The following is a 15,868-nucleotide window of genomic DNA, read 5'->3' as shown; positions in this document are numbered from 1 at the left end:
GTTTATTGCCTCCCAGAGCCCCCTCCGTTCTACGTCTTGATGGCTAAGCGCTTTTCCGTTTCCGAATACACCGACGGCGTTCTGAGCGGCAACCGCATCATGCTGAGCCGCGCCATCACGCTGGTGGAGAGTACGCTACCCACCGACCAAGCGTTGGCGCAGCAGGTGCTGGATGCCGTGCTGCCCCACGCCGGCCGCTCGGTGCGGGTGGGCATTACGGGTGTTCCGGGCGTAGGCAAAAGCACTTTTATTGAAGCCCTAGGCCTGCATTTGGTCGACACGCAAGGCCGGCGGTTGGCTGTATTGGCTGTTGACCCCAGTAGCCAACGCAGCGGCGGCAGCATCCTCGGCGACAAAACCCGTATGAATTTGCTGGCCGCACATCCGCAGGCGTTCATCCGGCCCTCCCCGGCCGGCCGCAGCCTGGGCGGCGTTACGCGGGCCACGCGCGAGGCCATGATTCTCTGCGAAGCCGCCGGCCACGATGTTGTCTTTGTGGAAACCGTGGGGGTGGGCCAGAGCGAAACCGCCGTGCACGGTATGGTCGACTTTTTCCTGCTCCTAATGCTGGCCGGTGCCGGCGACGAGCTGCAAGGCATCAAGAAAGGCATCATGGAAATGGCCGATGCCGTAACCATCACCAAAGCCGACGGCGACAACGAGCTAGCTTCCCGTCGGGCCCGCCGCGAATACCAAAACGCCCTTCATCTCTTCCCGCTGGCCCCCAGCGCCTGGTCGCCCGTTGTCACAACCAGCTCGGCCCTGACGGGCGCGGGGGTGCCGGAAGTGTGGGCGATGATAGAGCAGTACGTAGAGCAAACTCAGGCCAGTGGCTACTTCCAGCGCCGACGCCAAGAGCAAAACCTACACTGGCTCCACGAAACCATTCGCGAAACTCTGGAAGCCCGGTTCTATGCCCGCCCCGAAGTGCAGCACCAACTACCCGCCATTCAGCAGCGCGTACTGACCGGCCAGCAATCCGCCTTTGGTGCCGCAACCGAGCTATTGGGGTTGTAACGCAGCGTTGCCGCAACGACAATACTGCGTTAGGGGCGTGGTCCTAGCAAATCCCACTTGTTGCCGTAGAGGTCCTGAAATACCACTACGCTGCCGTAGCTTTCGTGCCGGGGCTCTTCCAGAAACTGTACGCCCCGCGCCCGCATGGTTGCATAGTCGGCGGCGAAATCGGTGGTATGCAAGAACAGAAACACGCGGCTACCCGCCTGATTGCCGATCTGCTGAATCTGCTCTTCGGTGGCGGCTTGGGCTAGCAGTAGGCGGGTAGCAGCCCCGGCGGGCGCCACTACCACCCAGCGCTTACCGTCACCTTGGCTGGTGTCTTCTAGTACCTCAAATCCCAGCACATTCTGGTAATAAGCAAGGGCTTCGTCGTAGTCGCGCACGAGCAAGGCAAGGGCTCCGATGTGTTGGCTCATAGCACGCAAAGGTAGAAGCTGGCGCGGTATGCCTTCCCTACCCCTTCTTCGGTCGCAGGGCCAGGTAATCGAGGTAATACAGCACCTTGATGGATACCGAATTATTGTGCGGCGTGTTGATGGTATTACTCAGGTTGTTGAAATAGAGCGGCGTCGCCTCGTTGCCGGAGCGGTAATCGTAGTCGGGGTTGTTAGCATTCTTCCACACCACACTGATCTGGGAACCCGGCGCAAACCACCACGAGTACACCGCGTCGATGTTGAAGGCGTTGTAGGTGTTGTCGCGGTTACGGCGGTAGTCTACCAGTTCTTCCTGGCCACCGGGCGTGAGGCGGGCAAAGTCCTGGTAGCGCACGTTGCTGGTGTAGTGGCGCGTGCGGAACGTGAACGACATGCGGTTCGAGAAGGTGTAAGCCATTGACAGCACGTTGGAAATTGTGACGACGTTGCGGCGGCCCAGAATCACTTGCCCGATAAACTCCTTGTCGAGCGGCTCGCCTTCATCCATGCCGCCATTCACGTAGCCAATTTGGTTTTGCTTGTAATCCCATTCAATGTTGTAGCGGAAGTTGAGCTTGTTGTTGACGCGGTAGCGCGGCGACACCACGAGGCCGTAACCCATCCGCCGGGGCCGGGGCAGCCGGTCGTCCTGCTCGTAGGCCCGCACGCCACCATTCACGTCCCACGCCAGTTTTTTGCGGTAATCCGTCGATAGAAAGCCGCCCACGTTGACGCTGCTCGGCACCCGCACGTAGTATTCTCCTAGCGGAAATACCCGCGGCTCGTAAAAGTCGTTTTTCGTGGGGTCGATGTTCACGTTGAAGCCCGTGGTGATAAAGCTCTTGGTGAACGTGGTTTGCACGCCGCCCGCAATACCCACGGCCTGGTACCGCGTGGGCTTATAAAGCAACGACTGCGTGATTTCGCTCCAGGTGTAGAGATTGTTCACCTTCCAGAACGGCTTGTACTTGTTGTAATTGACGTAGATATTCTGAGAGATGTTGTTGTTGCCAAACAGGATGCCTAAGTCGTTGGGGTTGTAGCGGTCCGACTCGATGCCGTGGTTGAAACCCCACGTGAGGGCGCCGCTGATCTTGCCGAAGCCTATCTGGTACTTGTAGCCGTCTTGGTCGTCGATTTCCTTTTCCGACCCAAACACATTACCGCGGCGGCGCGAGTACACGATGCGGCCATCCAGGGCGTAAGAGTTCTTCTTGTTGGCAAAGCGAAACAGCCCGCCCGTCACGTTGGCGTCGTAGGCGCTGCCCGCCCGCGTGACATTGGTGTTGATGAGGCTGACGTAAGAGTTGTTCTTCAAGCTCTGGTCGAGCACGGCAATGCTGTAGTTGCTGAACGGCTGCGTCTTCACCGACCGTTCCTCGCCCGTCTCAACGTTGCGAATGGTGGCGTACACGTCGTTGCTGAGAGCATTGAACAACCCCACGCCCAGCCCCTTACTGGTGCGGCCCGATACCTTCGTAGCGTTTAGCAGGCGCGTTTCAGCGGGGTTTTTCACCAGTTTCTCGTCGGTGCCCACCGCCACGTCATAGAACCCAATCGGCGTGGCGCCCACCCGCCGCGAGTAGAACAGGTTGCCTTTGTTGAATAGCTCGGTGCCTTCGGTGAAGAACTGACGGTTTTCGTTGAACTGCACCTCGAACGGCGACAGGTTGAGTACCTGGTTGTCGCTCTGCACCTGCCCGAAATCGGGTACCAGGGTGGCGTCCAAGGTGAAGCTTTCGTTGATGCCCCACTTGATGTCGGCGCCGCCGTTGAAGCTGGTGGTGGTGCGGCGCGTACCCTCCGCGTTCAGCGGGTTGTGGTTCACGTAGCTCGACACGTACGGCGTGAGCGAGAGGCGCAGCGGCGGCTTGATGTCGCGCACGCCCTTCAGCTCGCCCCACTGGTTCACGAAGCCGTCTACGGCGGGCCGCACCTCGTTCCAGAAGAAGTCTTGGTTTTCGCGCCTGCGCCGCCGCATAAAATTGAGGCCCCACAGCTGCTCGGTGGTGGCGCTGAAACGAATAGCCGAATATGGAATGCGCATTTCGGCCACCCAATCGGTGCCTCTAATGGCCGTGCGGGATTCCCACACGGCATTCCAAGCAAAGTCTTCGCCACCGGCCGGCGAGTAGCGGCAGTCCATCTGCACGCCACCCGTCGTCACGAAGAAGCCGTAGCCGTTGAGCTTGTCGTGGTACGTATCGAGGAAGACGCCAATGAAGTCGGTGTTGGCGAAGTCGTCGCGGGCGGATAGCTCTTGCGGAATGGAATCGGCATTTACGTCGTGCATGATGGCCCCGATGTACAGGTTGGCGTCATCGTAGAGGATGCGCACTTCCGTGGGGTGCTTTTCGTGCGGACCGGGATTAGGGCGGTTCTGAATGAAGTCGGTGGCCGCGGTGGCCTGTTGCCAAACGGCCTCATCGAGCAGGCCGTCGAGCTTGATGCTCTCGGTGATGCGCACAGCTTGCAGTGCCCGCTTGGGTGCTGGCACTTTCGAGTCGGTGGCTTCTGAGGCCTTCGCGGCGGCAGATTGCTGCGCTAGTGCAGAACTGGTTAGCAGCATACTGCTAAGCCAAAATAGAAAGACAAAGCAGTAGCGCATCACGACAAAATGGCGAGATATGAGTGTATCAAACTGAAGATTTTCTAAGCCAGTCCACAACGGCTGGCACCCAGAATCGGAAGCTAAAGGCGCGTATTCTGCGACTTTAAAAGTGAATATTGCTACTATTTGATGCTATAGATGCAATCGATAGCATGACCGTTGCCTTGCCTAGTTGTTTTGTTGCTGAAATGAGCTTTAACCCTAAGCACAGGCACACACCTACACTCTCCTTCTCGCAGTTGGTTACAACAATCCCCAACTTTTTTTCGCACTGCACTGCTCGCCAAAAATAAAGCCGGCCACTGTTGCAGCAGCGACCGGCTCGGTGCATCACTCACTCACCGATATGTCAATAGTTGAAGATGATTTGCTGTTGTTTTTATCCGTGGAGTGGCCTAAGAGCTTGCGGTACTTATCTGCCAGGGCATCGGGCTGCTTGGCGCCATCTACCGTCAGGCCCTGGCTATTGAGTTGAAGCGAGAAATTCTTCTCATTCTTATCAAGCAGGCCATCTTGCCGCAGTTCCTCCCGGATGCGGTCGGAATCAACGTGGGGGGGACGCGGAGCCGCCGGAACGCGGGGCACCGTTGGAGTGCGGGGCACGGTAGGTGTACGCGGTACGGGTGGCACCCGAGGCACAGCCGGCGTGCGGGGAACCGGTGGCGCCGGAACTGGCGGCATATCGCTGTAAGCGAAACTGTTGCTGTTGCTTTGCTGCTGAATATTGACCGAACTGGTAGCACTCAGTTTGCGACCCGTAGTGTCTTCGTACAGCTTTACGTACTTCTGCCGCATAGCATCCGGCTGCTTATTGCCATTTATTGACAGGCTTTTTAGGCTTAGCGAGAAACTGAAGTTATTGGGGTCCTGAACGAAGCCATCTTTAAGCAACTCGGCGGACAGAGCCTTGTGCCAGGCTGCCTGCTCCTTGTCACGCTTGGCTTGTTCCTTGTCACGCTTGGCTTGTTCCTTGTCGCGGCGAGCTTGGTCTTGGTCCCGGCGGGCCTGCTCGGTGTTGCAACGGGTCTGGTCTTGGTCGCGGCGGGCTTGTTCCCGGTCGCGCTGCGCCTGCTCCTTGTCCCGACGAGCTTGTTCTTTGTCTTGCTGAATTTGCTCTATCTCTTCGATGTGCTCTACGCGCAGTTCCTGCAGGTTTTCCTGTATCTCCCGCCGCTCTAGTTCGCTTAAGTTCTGCTTAGCTAGTTGCTCTTTCAGCGACTTCTCGGCCGTCTCGAACGACTTTTGCAGGGACTCGGCATGCTCATGCAGGTCTTTCTCCATCTCCATATAGGCTCCCGCTTCTGTTAGCGCCAGCTTCGACAGCTCTTCGGCATCGGCAGCACTCGGCGATTCACCGGCTAGCGCCGCAGCTGCCATGCGGTTGGAAAGCGTAGTCATGCGGTCTAACTCGACTTGCTGGCCTTCCACTTTAGTTTTAGAGGCCGCTTCAGTTTTTTCGGCTTTCGCCAGCGCGTCGCGATAGGCGGGCAGTTCGGTGGCGGGTTGCTTTTTGCCATCGACATATACTTCCGAAATAGCACCGCTCTCATCTTTCACTACCACGGTTAGGCCTTTAATTTCGTTGAGGCGGGCCTTACCGGATTTGGTGAGTAGCTTCGGATTGGTTTGGGCATACACCACTACGGTGTCGTCCAGCATCTTGTCGTCGCCGGGCTCGTAGCCCGCTTCCTGCTCCTTGCTTTGCTGCTGACTGGCCTCTTCGGCTTCTGGTGCATCTTCCACTTCAGTAGCATCAGTTGGCTCGGTGTATGCTTCAGAGGAAGTAGTTTCTGCCGCTAGAGCAGCAGGACGGCTAAACGAGGCCGCACTCAACGAAAGCACCGTGCTTACGGTAAGCACACCTACACTCAAGAGCACCACACACGCCGCCCAAAATCCATCGGAGAAGGTGGGAGCCGCCGCACGGTGCTGCACCAGCCGGCGTACCCGGCTTAGCAACGAACCCGATTTTCCGGCCGCGGCCATAGCCAGCTCGGGCGTACGGCCAGTGGGGGCGTGCTGCAACGCGGCCAACGAGGCCAGCGCCTGGGCTAGCACCAGCGAGTCGCCACACAACTCGGTGGCAATGTCGTCGCAGCAGTTTTCGCGCTCGGTCCGCAAGCAGCCCGACAGGAACCACACCGCCGGATGATAAAAGAACAGGATTTCAGCTACGGATTGCAGCAGATTGAACAGATAATCACGGCGCATGACGTGGGCCAGCTCGTGGGCCAGAATTGCCTCCAACTCACTGCCCGACAAGCCCGAGGCGGCACTGATGGGCAGGAGCACCACGGGCTTCAACCAGCCGATTACCAAGGGACCAGGTACGAGCCCCGAGGCCAGAATCTGCACGGGGCGGCGCAAGTTGGTGCGGGCGGCCAGCGCGTCGAGGCGCGTCTGCCATTGCTCGGGCAATGCTGCCACGCGGTAACGCCGCAACCGCTGCACATAGGCCAAACTGCCCAAAAAGCGTAGCGTCATGGCGAGCATTCCGAGCAGCCAAGCTACTACTACAAACGGCATGTTGCGCTCCAGATACATTTGCCCTCCGGTCAGTAGCTGTTGCAAGCGGCTAGGCTCTTCTGCTGGCAGGGGTTCGTTTGAAATGGCTACTACCTTTCCTTGTGTGGTCGGGCTGCCATCTTCTGAAGTAACAACGTCAGCAGTTGGCGGCGCCATTTCTATAGCTAAAGCTTCCGTTAGCTGCGTTACGTTCGTGCTAGCCCCAAACGCGTAGTAATAATAGCCAAACGTGAGGCCACTCAAAACCAGCAGCGTAATCAACGCGGCGGCAGCTACCCGGTAGCGCAAAGCGGCGGCGTGGCGGTGCAAGAGCATGAGCAGCGTAGCAGCCGTGAGGGCAACCAGTGCGCCTTGCCAAACCGAGTGCAACAAGGTCCAACCCAAAGCGCGAATCAGCGCCGGCGACCCGAATTGTTCAAGCAGGCTCATCGTTGCGGGGTTTAGAGGTGGAGTTGCCGTTACGCTGTTCTTCAATCTGGTTGAGCAGGCTCCGGATCTGCGCTAGCTCGTCGGCAGACGTAGGATGGTTGCCCAACGCCTGCATCACCATTTTCATGGCCGAGCCGCCGAAAGCAGCATCCACAAACCGGTCGAGTAGCAGCCCCTGCGTTTCTTCTTCCCGCACTGCTGCCCGGTAGATGTGCGTTTTCGAGTCGTCTTCGCGCAGTACCAAGCCTTTGTCGAGCATGAGTTGCAGCAACTTCAGGGTGGTGGTATAACCTACCTCGCGCCGCTGGTTGAGTTGGTCGTTGGCGAACCGAACAGTGCTAGGGCCATGCTGCCACAGCACCTGGAGAATCTCCAGCTCCGATTCGGTCGGTTTAGGGATGGGGGTCTTGCTCATGTCTCCGGCTGTTTTAATACTACGAATTAGTTCGTACATCAAACATATACGAAATACGTCGTAGATACAAACATAATATACGAAATATTTCGTGCAGCAGGACCTCACCCCCAAGTTCCCTCTCCAAAAGAGAGGGGAAACTAGCTTTTAGAGCTAGAGCTAGTTGTTAGTTTTAGTTTTCGCCGGTGGCGCGGCGCAAGCTGATGCCGCCGTTGGTGGTTACCACTGAAACGAGGGCTCCGCCCTGCCCTAGTTTGGTATCCAGGCCGCGGCCAATCTTGCCCGTTACGGTAACGGGGTAATCGGTGCTTAGACCGCCATGCACGGTTTCGGTTTTCAGTTGGGCCGAGTACGACTCGGGGATGCGCCAAGTAATGCCGCCGTTAGTGGTCCTCACGTCCAGGCCTTTGCCTTCCCACTTGTTGCCGGTTAGGCGCACGCTCACGCCGCCGTTGGTGGTGGTACCGCGCACATCGCCGCCGAGGTCGGCCAGCGCAATGCCGCCGTTTAGGGCCTCAAACGTAATGGGGGCTTGCGTGCCTTCTATGCTGATACCGCCGTTGTGGGTAGTCAGGGCCAGCGCCGTTTTGCGAGGCACAAACACCTCGTAGCTCACCGCCCAATTGTCGTCGCCAGCACCGGCCTCGGCTTTTAGTACGTTGCCGGTGCTCTTGATTTGCACAGCTTTTACTTGCGCCTGCGCGTCGGCAGATGAGTTGCCCCAGCTTTGCACCCGGGCCCGAACTCGTACATCAGTTCCATCCCAACCCCGTATGGTAATTCCGCCGTTGCGGCGACCGTCTATGCTTAAGGTTTGACCGGCAGCGGGCGCAGCCATCGTTAGGTCGCGGGTTTCGCAGAAGTTTTGACGATTGCTCGACCCGTTATCCTCGCAGGTGGACTTGAAGACCGGCGCGGCGGGCGTTTGGGCGGCGGCTTGCAAGGCCACCAGTGCCAGCAAACCAGAGGTAAGTAGTGCTTTCATGTTCAAGTTACGCTTCATAGTGGAAAGAAAGAAGGTGATTTGTTGAATCGGAAGATTGCCTGTTGGATAGGTCAGTTCGTGGGGCATCAAGGGCTAATGCCACTCAGGTTAAGCGCGAAGCGCCGCGCAGAAGCTCGACGAAACGAATCAGAGACTGGCTCACTACTCGTTGTCTGGTCTATTGCTTGGGCTTGCGGAAAAAGACGTCGCCGCTGATGGATTCCAGCTTGAGCAGCGGGCCATTGCCGCTGGCTAGTGCTCCGCGCAGTTGGTAGCCCACAATGGGGTTCTCTTTGCGATTCTCGAAGGCCACCTCTTGGTCGGTGTATACTTCGCCGGTGATGGTTTTGAGGGCCACGGCGGCGCCCTTGGCCGGCGGCCAGCTCACGTCCACGAAGCCACTAATAGACTTAGCATCCAGCGGGCCCGTCAGGCCTACCACATCGATATTGCCGCTGATGGTGTTCACGCGCACATCAGCTCCGGCGGGCAGCGTGATTTCGTAATTGATTTCGGTGCACACACCAGCGTTTTTGCCGGACCCCTTATCCCAGGAGCCGAAGTAGTTGGTAGTAGATCTGTTGGGCGGACAGTCGCCGGGCTGCGCAGCTCGCAGAGCGTTCTTGTCGAGGTCAGCCGTTACGGTTATGTCGCTCCCGGTTTCGCTCAGCGTGAGTAGCAGCGCATCGTTGAGCTTGTTCTCGTTGATGTTGACGGTGGCTCGCAAGTGCAGCTGCCCATCGGTAGCCGGCCGAATACGGATGGCGTTGCCGAATTTCAGGTTCAGCACCACCCGCTGGCCCGCCGACACGGCGGCCTTTTTCTCGATGACTTTCTGCGCGAAAGCAGACCCGGCAGTTAATCCGACAAGTAGGAAAAGAAACAGAAACCGATGCATGATGTAGCGTTTAAAATGACGGAAAGTTGAGTAGCACAAGAGCGAAATACTCCGACAAGCGGACACCAGATCAGGCTCGGCGTCCGCTGTCACCTACTTAGCCTTGCGGACGAAAATGTCGCCGCTGATGGTTTTCAGCGACAGAGTTGCCCCACCGCCACCGTTGATGTTGCCGCTTACCGTTTGCCCCCCTACCCGCGTCATGTTCTCGGGTCCTTTGCCGAGGTTCAGGTCGAAGTCGGTGTAGATTTCGCCGGAGATAGAGCGCAGGGCCAGGTTGGCTTTGCTGGCGGCGGGCATGGTCACGTCCAGGTCGCCGCTGACCAAGGAAATCGAGCTAGGCTCTGACCGCATGCCGGTGAAGCGGACCGTAATGTCGCCGCTTACGCTGTTGGCTACCACCGGCCCCGACACGTTCAGCAGCTTCAAGTCGCCGCTTTTCACGGTAGCCTCTATGCTGCCTTCCACGTCGCGGATCACCAAGTCGCCGCTGTTCCAGTTGGTTTGGGTGAAGACCAGCGCCGTGCGGCGCGGCACCCGAATAGTGTAGGTAGCACTCTGGCGCGAGGCCTTCACCACGCGCAGGGTGTTGCCGGAACCCGGCGTCACCGACAACCCGATTTGGGTGTTGTCCTCGGCCGCATTGTAGACGGGGCGTAAGCCTTGTGCTTGTTTGGGGGGCCCATCATACCCGTTGCCGCGGATTATCAGCTCGTCGCCGTCGTATCCTTCCACGGTTACTTCGCTGCCTTGCATTTCCAGCACCACTTTGCGGTCTTGGCGGCCATTGAATTTCGCTTTGAATTCCTGCGCCTGTACACTAGCGCTGGCCGTGAGCAGGGCAAAAAAGGTGAGTACTACGATCTTGTTCATAAGTGAAAACGGTAAGTCGGGAGAGGAAAAGAGAAGTAGTTGCGGCCCGCTGCACAGCAGGTGCGGACAGAAACTGAGTGCACATCCGGATGCGTCATCAGGTTTGCTAGGCCGGCCGCAACAACCTTATATGAGCTGCCCCAAGCCGCTAGCGGCTTGCTGACGCACCGCGGGCAGTGCGTCGGACTGGCGCGAAAGGCGCTCCAGGGTTGGCACGGCCCGCTTGTCGCGCAGGGCTACCAGCAACTCAATCAGGGTGATTTGCACGTTGGGGTCGTTTTGATTGGGTAGGGCCTGCACCAAGGCCGGACCTACCCGGGGGTCGGCCCGCAGGCGGTAGAGGGCCTCGCAGGCGGCCAACCGCACATTGGGATTAGGGTCAGCATTCAGCGTATTGATAAGCACCTGGATGGCCGGGTCGCCGGGCTGCACCGAGGCCGGCGCTTCGGCCACCAGCTGAATGCGGCGGCTAGCGGTAGCCGGTTGGCTGGTAGCGGCCGTCAGGGTGGCGGCTAGCGTTTCGCCGGCGGCTGGCTGGCGCGAGGCTAGTTCCGGTGAAATGCCGGGGCGCAGCATCAGCCCAAGTAGCGCTCCGACGGCCAGCAATGCAATGCTAGCGGCTATCCGGAGCCAGCGGGCCGTGGGCGTGGGGGCCCAAAAGGCTACTACTTTCGCTTCGACCGGTTCCGTTGACTGCGCATCAACGGCTTTGGGGAGGGCCATTTTCTCCTCGGCCAGTTGCGCCAGAAAGTTGTCGCGGAGGGCCAGCGGGGGCATAGGGAACACTTGGTCGTCGATGCAGGCCAGCAGCTCCCGCAGTTCTCGCAACTGGGCGCGGCAGGCGGGGCAAGCCGGCAAGTGGACTTCCACCTGCGTTGTTTCCACCGCCGTCAAGTCCTGCTCGGCATAGCCAGCGAGCAAGGGCGCAATAGCTTCGCAATCAGGAGTGAAAGATTTATTTTCCAGAGACTCGTTCATGGTATGGATTCGGGTTCGGGCCCGGGATTTTCAGCTGAAATAAATTTTGCGCAACGCTTCCAAGGCACGGTGGGCTTTCACGCGGGCCGCGCCAGCGGTGCAGCCCAGCATATCCCCTATTTCGGTGTAGTCGAAACCCTGGAAGCGGTGCAACACCAGGATTTCGCGCTGCTCGGGCGGCAGCAAGTTCAGCGCTTCCTGCAAGGCCTGCTTCTGGTCAGTGGACTGGCAATCGGCCTGGGCTATGCGGCTGTGGCCGACGGTCCGTTCAACCCCGTCGAGGTCGGCAGTGGGCTGCTGGCGGCGGCTTTTCTGCCAGTGGTCGGCGTGGACGTGGCGGGCTAGTTGGTAGAGCCAGGCCCGCACCGGCTGGCCGGGTTGGTAGCTGGCCCGGTACTTCATAGCCCGGTAGAACACGTTCTGCGTAAGGTCTTGCCCAACTTCCGCATCGCCCCCACTTAGCCGGCACAAGAAGCCAAACAGCGGCCCTTGGTAACGCTCAAACAACGGTACCATCTGGTCCAGGTTGTCGGCTTTTACCTGAGCCATTAGCTCCTCGTCGCTTGTAGCAACTACCTGCATTCTAAGTGGAAAGAAACGTGGATGATTGATTTTGCACCGATTACCGGCGACCCGGCTATTCGTTACAGCCGGTATCATTTATTTTTTCGGAAGTAAGAATACAGCTTTCGCGGAACTGCTACTACTCTGTTTATCAAGCATAAAAAAACCAGCCTTATCGGGCTGGCTTCTCTGTGTTTACTATTGGTTGTGTTGCATTCATGATGCTGCAACTCATCTACAATGTGGTCATTACCACCCTAACCGTCCTGCTTCATCTGGTGTCCGCTCGCCGAAGTAGGACGAGGAAATGGACAATATTCTCCTAGCTAATAGCTAGTCACCGCGCTGCCGGTCCAAGGTTACGCGGGCGCGGTGGCAGATGCCACCCAGGGGCGGGTTGAACTTCGAGACGCTGACTTGCACGGATTCGATGTAGGGGAATTCTTCCATCACCCGGTCTATTACGCGGTAGCCCAAGTGCTCCAGCAACCGCGCGGGAGCCAGCATTTCCTCGGCCACTACCCGGTAGAGTATTTCATAATTCACCGTCTCGTGTAGCCGGTCGGAGGCACCGGCCGCGTGCAGATCCGTCGTGATGTAGAGGTCAACGCCATACTTGTTCCCGATTTTCTGCTCTTCGTCGTAGTAGCCGTGGAACGCGAAGAACTCCATTCCCTCCAGTGCAATCTGGCCCATGCGGTGAAATTGTGAGATTGTGAATGCCGAAATACGCAGGCGCAAGCTACGGCAACATTATTGTTGGCACAGAGGTCATGTTATGACCTAAGCTGAGCTGAGTATATATGCAGTAGCAGAGTCTGTAGTGCGAAGCCTGCGCTTCGCGTGTCAATGAACATCGTTGTTGTTACAGCACGGCACCAGTCGTTCAACGATACGCGGAGCGCAGGCTTACAGCCTATACGCCAGCGTAAGAACTGTTCTAAGTTGGTATTTGGCGCAGATGCAGATAGGGAATAGGAAATCAGAACACTAGCGCCGGGCTAACCATTAAACAACAAAGCCCACCCGTATTGGGCAGGCCCTGTGGTAATTACTGAAATCAAGTCTCGGGAAATCTGCCTTTATATCTCGTCGAAGAAAGACTTTTCGGTCGATGCCACGGCGGCCGCCATGCCAGGGTGAGTGGAAGGCTCGGGTTGCGTGATTTCGGGGTGGCTTGGGCCGATAGGTTGAATATCCGGCGCCATCGGCTCTACGCGGGGCTCACCGGGTTGGGGCACCGTGGAAGGCTCGGGCTGATAGATACGGGAAGGATCCACCCGGCCCGGATTTTCGCTCGGCGACGGGTTAGGCTGAATATCGGGGCCGGGGGTTTGGGCCGGGGCGCCCGGGTCGGGCTGTTGGCCGGGCTTGGGGTTGTAGGCTTGGGGCTCAGTGCGGGCAGAAGTTGACCCGTTGAAAGCAGCAACTGAGGCATCACCTACAGCGGCGGCCGAAGAAGGGACGGAGGAGCTAACGTGCATGGGAGCGTCGGATGGCGCTGAGTGGTCTGCAGCATCTATCCGGTTCACCTTTACGCTAGCCGCCCGCGAAAGGATGGCCGCCGTGCTGGCTTTCGGTTGGGCCCGCGCTTTTTCCACTTTCGCCAGCGCATCGGAAGCCAGATGGTGCAGGTCGCGCACGAGCCCGTCGAGGTGGGCTTCCAAGCGCTGGCACTCCTGGCCGAGACTGCTGACTTCCTTTTTCATCTCGGCCACCGTCTTCTCCGACTGCTGATACGCATCTTCCACCACGGCGCGGGCTTTTTGGCGGGCATCGGCAAGTATGTGCTCGGCTTTGAGTTGGGCTTCACGAATGCGCAGCTCGGCGTCGCGCTGAGCTTGTTCGGTGATGCTGTTGCCAGTGTCCTCGGCGGTTTTGAGGGTGCGGTAGAGGCTGGTTTCCACCTCGCGCATCTTGCTTACGTCCTGGGTGGCGTGGTCGAGCTTCACGCGCAGCTCGCGGTTTTCGTCGCCCATCCGCTCCCACTGCTGCGAGAGGGTAAGCAGAAACGCTTGCACTTCGTCTTTATCGAGCCCACGAAAAGCTTTTTCAAACGTTTTCTGGCGGATGTCGAGGGCGGTGATTTTCATGACTTTGGTAGTAAGTACTAGGTAGTGAGTAGCGAGTTGGTGGCAATAAAAAGGAAGAACGTTTGGTGAACCTACCGGAAGCTGGTCTTCTAAACATTGTTCTCGCCACTCAGTACCGACTACTCAGTACCAACCTGCCACACGGCAAGGCTGCGGTCGTCGCTACACGAAACTAGCCGATTCTGGGTTCCCGGCCAAAACAACTTGTTTACCGAGGTGCCGTGTCCGGCGTGCCGCGCTCGGTCTACCACCCGTAGCAAGGCCAGCGTATCGGCGTCCCACAACTTGATGCTCTTGTCCATGCTACAGGTGGCCAGCAGCCGACCGTCCGGCGAAAACGCCAGGTGGTTGATGGTAAACATATGGGCCACAATGCTCTGGTGCTCAACGTAACCGGCCGCCACGTCCCACACCCGCAAGTGGGCATCGCGCCCTGCCGTAAGCAGATACCGACCGTCGGGTGAGTAGGCCGCAGTAAAAACGGAATTGGTGCTGCCGTTAACGGTGTTTTTCACGGCCAGCGTATTCGCGTCCAGAATGCGAATGAGCCAGTCGGAGCCGCCTACCGCCAGTTCGCCCCGCTCTTCGTGCAGCGCCAAGCAGCGCAAACTTTTGTCGGACAAGCGCAGCAACGTTTCCACCCGAAAATCAGTTGCCCGCAGCACGGCCAGCGTCCCGTCGCCGAGCGCCACGTAGAGGCGCTGCCAACCTTCGGAGTACACCATATCGAAAATGGCCACCGGTGGCAGCGCGGTAGCAAAGGCCAGCTTCTTCTCGTCGAGGGCTATGGCTTGTATGCCCTGGAAGTTGTGGCCGAGCACCAATAAGTTACGCTGGGGCAGGTGCAGCAAGGCGTACACCGAGTTTTCCACTTTTGCCACTAGCTCGCCATCCTGCTCCGTTGCATCGGAGCTCCAAACGGCCACCATTCCATCAGCCCCACTCGAATAGAAGGTTGAGGCGCCTGCCGTACCGGCTAAGGCATACACACAGTCGCGGTGCCCAGTGAGGGCAGCGAGCTTCTGAACTTCGGGACGGTGCATGAGTGCCATGTCGCGAAGTTAGTTTCTCCTTGCCATTGCAAGGAAAAAACAATGATGCAACTCCTCTACTCCGCTCCACCAATGTAAGAAAAACTAGAGCTATACTAATCCAAGTACTTAGAGCTTGTCTAAGCAGACGATTATTGTCCACTGAGATAGAACCTTGTCCTTCCGACGCAAGAGGAATCCGAGAAAAGTCGTTCAACGAACTTACCTCAGCTTCCTCTTGCGTCGGAAGGACAAGGTTCTTACCTATTCGGATGGTGTCCTAGTTGAATGCCAGCACTGACTCTATAGTTATGCACCATCCCCATTCCCGATGGCCAGCTACCTTCGCTTTTATGCCGCTTCACTCTCTCACTCCTCTCTCCGACCACAGTGTGCTAGGCTTGTGGCAGCTTAGAGAGCCTGCGCAAGCCCTGCTGCAAGTCCTGCCCGAGCGGTACGCCGCCATTCAACCTACGGGCCGCGACCAGACGCGCAGCACGCAATGGCTGGCCGGCCGAGTTTTGGCGCACGAGGTACTGCGAGAGTTTTGTACGACTTCTGTCATCCTTGTCAACGATGCGAATGGCCGCCCATTCTTCGAGCAATTGCCGGCATTCGCCGTTTCTTTATCGCACTCCGGCCAGTGGGTAAGCTGTATGATAGCTACGCGAGGCCATGTTGGCACAGATGTTGAACTAGTGCGGGACAAAGCGCAAAAGTTGGCGCCGCGGTTTCTATCGGAAGCCGAACGGGCTGACGCCGGCGACGAAACAGCGAAGCACAGTCTCTATTGGAGTGCCAAAGAGACGATCTATAAGCTGTATAGTCGCCGGGGCCTGGTGTTTAAGGAGCATATTCTGCTCGACCCGTTTAAGCTGCGAGAGGCCGGTGTACTGACGGGACACCTGCTCCTAGAAAACTCTCGCAGCAAACACCAAATCCACTACCAGCGCCTCACTCCCGATTACGTGCTAACTTACGCTTACTGTGAAATGGTGATGTGGTGATATGGTGAGTTCAATGTTCTGT

General features: G+C 58.0%; 14 protein-coding genes. 2 read left to right on the top strand and 12 right to left on the bottom strand.

Annotation, left to right across the window (positions count from 1 at the left end):
- Positions 1-39 precede the first annotated feature (39 nt).
- Positions 40-1,017 carry a methylmalonyl Co-A mutase-associated GTPase MeaB gene (meaB, locus tag ACFE7X_RS10765; RefSeq protein WP_375435667.1) on the top strand — a complete coding sequence of 326 codons (978 nt, stop codon included), beginning with the start codon at positions 40-42 and terminating at the stop codon, positions 1,015-1,017.
- Between the two features lie 29 nt (positions 1,018-1,046).
- Here meaB and ACFE7X_RS10760 read toward each other — a convergent pair whose 3' ends face one another.
- The 12 genes from ACFE7X_RS10760 to ACFE7X_RS10705 all read right to left on the bottom strand — a co-directional run bounded on the left by ACFE7X_RS10760 (position 1,047) and on the right by ACFE7X_RS10705 (position 14,851).
- Positions 1,047-1,436, bottom strand: coding sequence for a VOC family protein (locus ACFE7X_RS10760; RefSeq protein ID WP_375435666.1), 390 nt, complete (start codon positions 1,434-1,436; stop codon positions 1,047-1,049).
- A gap of 37 nt (positions 1,437-1,473) precedes the next feature.
- A complete protein-coding gene (locus tag ACFE7X_RS10755) occupies positions 1,474-4,005 on the bottom strand; it encodes a DUF5916 domain-containing protein (protein ID WP_375435665.1) in 2,532 nt (843 codons plus the stop codon).
- Between the two features lie 372 nt (positions 4,006-4,377).
- The gene (locus tag ACFE7X_RS10750; protein WP_375435664.1) at positions 4,378-7,002 is read right to left on the bottom strand and encodes a M56 family metallopeptidase; all 2,625 of its coding nucleotides are present in this window, start codon (positions 7,000-7,002) and stop codon (positions 4,378-4,380) included.
- The gene (locus ACFE7X_RS10745) at positions 6,989-7,417 is read right to left on the bottom strand and encodes a BlaI/MecI/CopY family transcriptional regulator (protein ID WP_375435663.1); all 429 of its coding nucleotides are present in this window, start codon (positions 7,415-7,417) and stop codon (positions 6,989-6,991) included. Before ACFE7X_RS10745 ends, ACFE7X_RS10750 begins: the two co-directional genes overlap by 14 nt.
- A gap of 172 nt (positions 7,418-7,589) precedes the next feature.
- Complete coding sequence (locus tag ACFE7X_RS10740) at positions 7,590-8,420, bottom strand: DUF4097 domain-containing protein (RefSeq protein ID WP_375435662.1); 831 nt, start codon at positions 8,418-8,420, stop codon at positions 7,590-7,592.
- 160 nt (positions 8,421-8,580) lie between these two features.
- Positions 8,581-9,300 carry a hypothetical protein gene (locus ACFE7X_RS10735; protein ID WP_375435661.1) on the bottom strand — a complete coding sequence of 240 codons (720 nt, stop codon included), beginning with the start codon at positions 9,298-9,300 and terminating at the stop codon, positions 8,581-8,583.
- 93 nt (positions 9,301-9,393) lie between these two features.
- Entirely contained in the window at positions 9,394-10,173 is a 780-nt protein-coding gene (locus ACFE7X_RS10730) for a DUF4097 family beta strand repeat-containing protein (protein ID WP_375435660.1), read from the bottom strand.
- A 126-nt stretch (positions 10,174-10,299) separates the two neighbouring features.
- Positions 10,300-11,151 carry a HEAT repeat domain-containing protein gene (locus tag ACFE7X_RS10725; RefSeq protein ID WP_375435659.1) on the bottom strand — a complete coding sequence of 284 codons (852 nt, stop codon included), beginning with the start codon at positions 11,149-11,151 and terminating at the stop codon, positions 10,300-10,302.
- 30 nt (positions 11,152-11,181) lie between these two features.
- Complete coding sequence (locus ACFE7X_RS10720; protein ID WP_375435658.1) at positions 11,182-11,733, bottom strand: RNA polymerase sigma factor; 552 nt, start codon at positions 11,731-11,733, stop codon at positions 11,182-11,184.
- Positions 11,734-12,048: 315 nt separating this feature from the next.
- Positions 12,049-12,411 (bottom strand): dihydroneopterin aldolase, encoded by a 363-nt coding sequence (gene folB, locus ACFE7X_RS10715; RefSeq protein WP_375435657.1) that lies wholly within the window; start codon positions 12,409-12,411, stop codon positions 12,049-12,051.
- A gap of 386 nt (positions 12,412-12,797) precedes the next feature.
- Entirely contained in the window at positions 12,798-13,808 is a 1,011-nt protein-coding gene (locus tag ACFE7X_RS10710) for a DivIVA domain-containing protein (RefSeq protein WP_375435656.1), read from the bottom strand.
- Positions 13,809-13,927: 119 nt separating this feature from the next.
- Positions 13,928-14,851 (bottom strand): WD40 repeat domain-containing protein, encoded by a 924-nt coding sequence (locus ACFE7X_RS10705; protein ID WP_375435655.1) that lies wholly within the window; start codon positions 14,849-14,851, stop codon positions 13,928-13,930.
- Between the two features lie 341 nt (positions 14,852-15,192).
- Between ACFE7X_RS10705 and ACFE7X_RS10700 the strand changes: the two genes are divergently transcribed.
- Positions 15,193-15,846, top strand: a complete 654-nt coding sequence (locus ACFE7X_RS10700; RefSeq protein WP_375435654.1) for a 4'-phosphopantetheinyl transferase superfamily protein — start codon at positions 15,193-15,195, stop codon at positions 15,844-15,846.
- Positions 15,847-15,868 lie beyond the last annotated feature (22 nt).

Origin of the sequence: uncultured Hymenobacter sp. (assembly GCF_964242765.1) — a bacterium.
Lineage (GTDB): Bacteria > Bacteroidota > Bacteroidia > Cytophagales > Hymenobacteraceae > Hymenobacter.
Note: the sequence above shows the minus strand (reverse complement) of the source record. Positions and strands in the feature narration are given on the sequence as shown.

Excerpts from the sequence above, each read along its gene's own strand:
- ACFE7X_RS10725 (WP_375435659.1), bottom strand. The coding sequence starts at position 11,151 with ATGAACGAGTCTCTGGAAAATAAATCTTTCACTCCTGATTGCGAAGCT.
- meaB (WP_375435667.1), top strand. The coding sequence starts at position 40 with ATGGCTAAGCGCTTTTCCGTTTCCGAATACACCGACGGCGTTCTGAGC.
- ACFE7X_RS10700 (WP_375435654.1), top strand. The coding sequence starts at position 15,193 with ATGCCGCTTCACTCTCTCACTCCTCTCTCCGACCACAGTGTGCTAGGC.
- ACFE7X_RS10730 (WP_375435660.1), bottom strand. The coding sequence starts at position 10,173 with ATGAACAAGATCGTAGTACTCACCTTTTTTGCCCTGCTCACGGCCAGC.
- ACFE7X_RS10760 (WP_375435666.1), bottom strand. The coding sequence starts at position 1,436 with ATGAGCCAACACATCGGAGCCCTTGCCTTGCTCGTGCGCGACTACGAC.
- ACFE7X_RS10750 (WP_375435664.1), bottom strand. The coding sequence starts at position 7,002 with ATGAGCCTGCTTGAACAATTCGGGTCGCCGGCGCTGATTCGCGCTTTG.
- ACFE7X_RS10735 (WP_375435661.1), bottom strand. The coding sequence starts at position 9,300 with ATGCATCGGTTTCTGTTTCTTTTCCTACTTGTCGGATTAACTGCCGGG.
- ACFE7X_RS10740 (WP_375435662.1), bottom strand. The coding sequence starts at position 8,420 with ATGAAGCGTAACTTGAACATGAAAGCACTACTTACCTCTGGTTTGCTG.
- ACFE7X_RS10720 (WP_375435658.1), bottom strand. The coding sequence starts at position 11,733 with ATGCAGGTAGTTGCTACAAGCGACGAGGAGCTAATGGCTCAGGTAAAA.
- ACFE7X_RS10710 (WP_375435656.1), bottom strand. The coding sequence starts at position 13,808 with ATGAAAATCACCGCCCTCGACATCCGCCAGAAAACGTTTGAAAAAGCT.
- ACFE7X_RS10745 (WP_375435663.1), bottom strand. The coding sequence starts at position 7,417 with ATGAGCAAGACCCCCATCCCTAAACCGACCGAATCGGAGCTGGAGATT.
- ACFE7X_RS10705 (WP_375435655.1), bottom strand. The coding sequence starts at position 14,851 with ATGCACCGTCCCGAAGTTCAGAAGCTCGCTGCCCTCACTGGGCACCGC.
- folB (WP_375435657.1), bottom strand. The coding sequence starts at position 12,411 with ATGGGCCAGATTGCACTGGAGGGAATGGAGTTCTTCGCGTTCCACGGC.
- ACFE7X_RS10755 (WP_375435665.1), bottom strand. The coding sequence starts at position 4,005 with ATGCTGCTAACCAGTTCTGCACTAGCGCAGCAATCTGCCGCCGCGAAG.